This window comes from Mesotoga sp. HF07.pep.5.2.highcov (assembly GCF_003666285.1).
Lineage (GTDB): Bacteria > Thermotogota > Thermotogae > Petrotogales > Kosmotogaceae > Mesotoga > Mesotoga prima.
Genome location: NZ_JFHJ01000568.1, coordinates 1 through 2688, shown reverse-complemented (window position 1 = coordinate 2688; position 2688 = coordinate 1). Strand labels below are relative to the sequence as shown.

Below are 2688 nucleotides of genomic sequence, written 5' to 3'. Positions count from 1 at the left end.
TCGAAACCCGATGCTATCAGTTCAATATTGTTGGAGGACACTTATGAAACCTGAAGATATCGAGAGTTTTCTGAATTCGGTTCTACATCCGGAAGAATTCGACGATTATTGCTTCAATGGAATTCAAATAGAAGGAAGCAAGGAGATAAACAAGGTGGTTACTGGTGTCTCTTTCAGCGATGCTTTGGTTGAAAAAGCGGTCACAGCCGGAGCGGACGCTATTCTTGTTCACCACGGAATCTTCGGAAAGGAATTCTTCAGACTTTCAGGGTATCTAAAGAAAAGGGTTGAGAGAGTATTGAGTTTGGGCATCACACTGTTCGGATATCACCTGCCGCTCGACGCCAATGAGCCATATGGCAACAACTATTCAATTGCTGAAGAGATAGGACTCGTCAACCTCGAGAGATATGATGTAGGCTTTATAGGAACTCATCCGGAAAACATTCTCGTGTCTGAGTTGAGGAATTCCTTATGCAGGATTTTCCCACGTCAAGAGGTTGGCCTGTTCAAGAACTCCGATTTCGCTGGAAGAGTATGCATAATATCAGGCGGTTCTTCATCAAATCTGAGCGAGCTTGAAGGCACAGCAGACACCTTCATTTCAGGGGAAGTTGGTGAACCAACCCGGGAGATTGCAAAAGAGACAGGTATCAACTTCTTCTGGGTAGGGCACTACGCAAGCGAAAGATTCGGTGTGATTAATCTCGGAGAGCTGCTTAGAGAGAGATTCTCGCTTGAAGTGGAATTCGTCGAGATTTACAACGAAGTCTGATCGTTTCTTCCAAACTCGTCCTTCAAAATACCCATAATGATCTCGTCATGGAATGATCCATCCCGGAAAATTTCCTGTCTCAAGGTTCCCTCGATTCTGAATCCACATTTTTGATATGACCTGATTGCTCTCCTGTTGAATGAATAGACATTTAATTTTGCTTTATTGATGTTCATCTGTTCAAAGACGAATCTTAGAAGGATTCTCATTGCATCGGTTCCATAACCTTCATTCCAGAACTTCTTTGCGATGAATATTCCAACCGTTACTACACTATTCTTCCAGTCGACTTCGTTGATGCCACACCCTCCGATATATTCATTGTCTTCTATCTTTGCTATGGCGAAGCTATAAGTGTCTTTAGAAGAGCTTTGAGAATCATACCACTTTTCCTCCTCTTCCAGTCTCAACGGAAAAGGAATCCCTGGCACCAGCATTCTTTTGACTTCATAGTCGTTTATATATTCATGAGCAAGTACAATGTCCTCCTTCCGGTATTCCCTAAGATAGACCTTTCGCCCCTTCAACACTCTCATCACCCCCATTTGAGATAGTATAACAAAAAGGGCGGCGCCTGGTAGCGGGCACCCCCCTGCAAATTGCCGCTCTTTTTATTCCTCAGGAGCCTTTGTCATTACGAAAATGCCGTTAAGAAGTAGTCCGACTAGAGCTGCCAGACCTATGCCTTCGAACCTTACAGGGCCTATTCCAATCGCCGCGCCTCCAATTCCCACAACCAGCATTACAGAGATAATTATTAGATTCTTGCCATCAACCTTTACTCTGTTCTCAATAAGTGTTTTCATCCCTATTGCAGCAATCATACCGAACAAGAGTATTTCGATTCCACCCATAACTGCCGTAGGAATCGACTGTATAAGAGCGCCGACTTTGGGAACAAATGACAGAATGATTGCGAATACAGCAGCAATCCTCATGACTACGGGATTGAAAACTTTGGTGATAGCAAGGACCCCCGTGTTTTCACTATAGGTTGTATTCGCCGGGCCTCCGAAAAAACCGGCGACTGCCGTCGCAATTCCATCCCCGGCAAGTGTTCTGTGAATGCCTGGATCTTCATAGTACTTCTTCCCGACGACAGCTGATACTGCGAAAATATCCGCGAAGTGTTCAATCGTGGGTGCTAGTGCAACAGGGACAAGCACTGTCAAAGAGTAGAATGAGAACTTCGGAAGAACAAATTGAGGCAGGCCGACCCAGCTCGCCTGACTGACTGCATCGAATGTTACATTGCCTGTTATAGCAGCCACGATGTACCCCACCACAATGCCACACATAACAGGGATTAATCTCGTAAAACCCTTTGCGTAAAGCCTGACAAAAACGGCCGTTCCCAGAGATACGATTGCAATCCACCAGTTCGAACTTGCCATGCTTATCGCAGTCGGAGCGAGATTTAGACCGATGACTGCAATGATCGTTCCCGCAACGGCGGGTGGAAAGATCTTTTCAAACATGCTAACTCCAAGTCTCTTGATTAACATCGCGATTGCTACCTGAACAAGGCCAGCAATCAGTATACCACCTGTGGCATACGCTATCATGTCCGGAGTTATGGAGAACCCGGCTGCAATAGCTTCAGGAACAGATTCATAAATTTCCGGTACATTTGCATGATAGAGAATTACTGCATTGATTGGCGCAATGTAGGCAAAGCTTGAACCTAGAAAGACCGGCACCTTCCACTTCGTAAGCAGATGGAAAAGAAGTGTGCCTATACCTGCCGTGAATAAGGCAACATTCACAGGAACGCCTGTCAGATAAGGAACAAGAACAGTTGCTCCGAACATTGTGAATGCGTGTTGCAGGCCGAGTACTAAAAGTCCTCCTCTACCCAGATTCTTGCTTCTGTCTTCCTGCTCCCTTACCTCCTGGTAAGCTGAATTCTCACT

The 2688-nt window shown here is 45.4% G+C and carries 3 protein-coding genes; 1 reads left to right on the top strand and 2 read right to left on the bottom strand.

The genetic code is table 11. The annotated features are described in order from the left end of the window. The first annotated feature begins 43 nt into the window (after nt 1–43). The gene (locus BG32_RS11985) at nt 44–775 is read left to right on the top strand and encodes a Nif3-like dinuclear metal center hexameric protein (protein WP_006492101.1); all 732 of its coding nucleotides are present in this window, start codon (nt 44–46) and stop codon (nt 773–775) included. Here the strand turns inward: BG32_RS11985 and BG32_RS11980 are convergent. Beyond that, nucleotides 760–1305, bottom strand: a complete 546-nt coding sequence (locus BG32_RS11980; protein WP_006492099.1) for a GNAT family N-acetyltransferase — start codon at nt 1303–1305, stop codon at nt 760–762. The two genes, BG32_RS11985 and BG32_RS11980, sit on opposite strands and share 16 nt — an antisense overlap. Before the next feature lie 81 nt (nt 1306–1386). Then, on the bottom strand, nt 1387–2688 hold a 1302-nt coding region (locus tag BG32_RS11975), incomplete at its 5' end, for a uracil-xanthine permease family protein (RefSeq protein WP_220660336.1).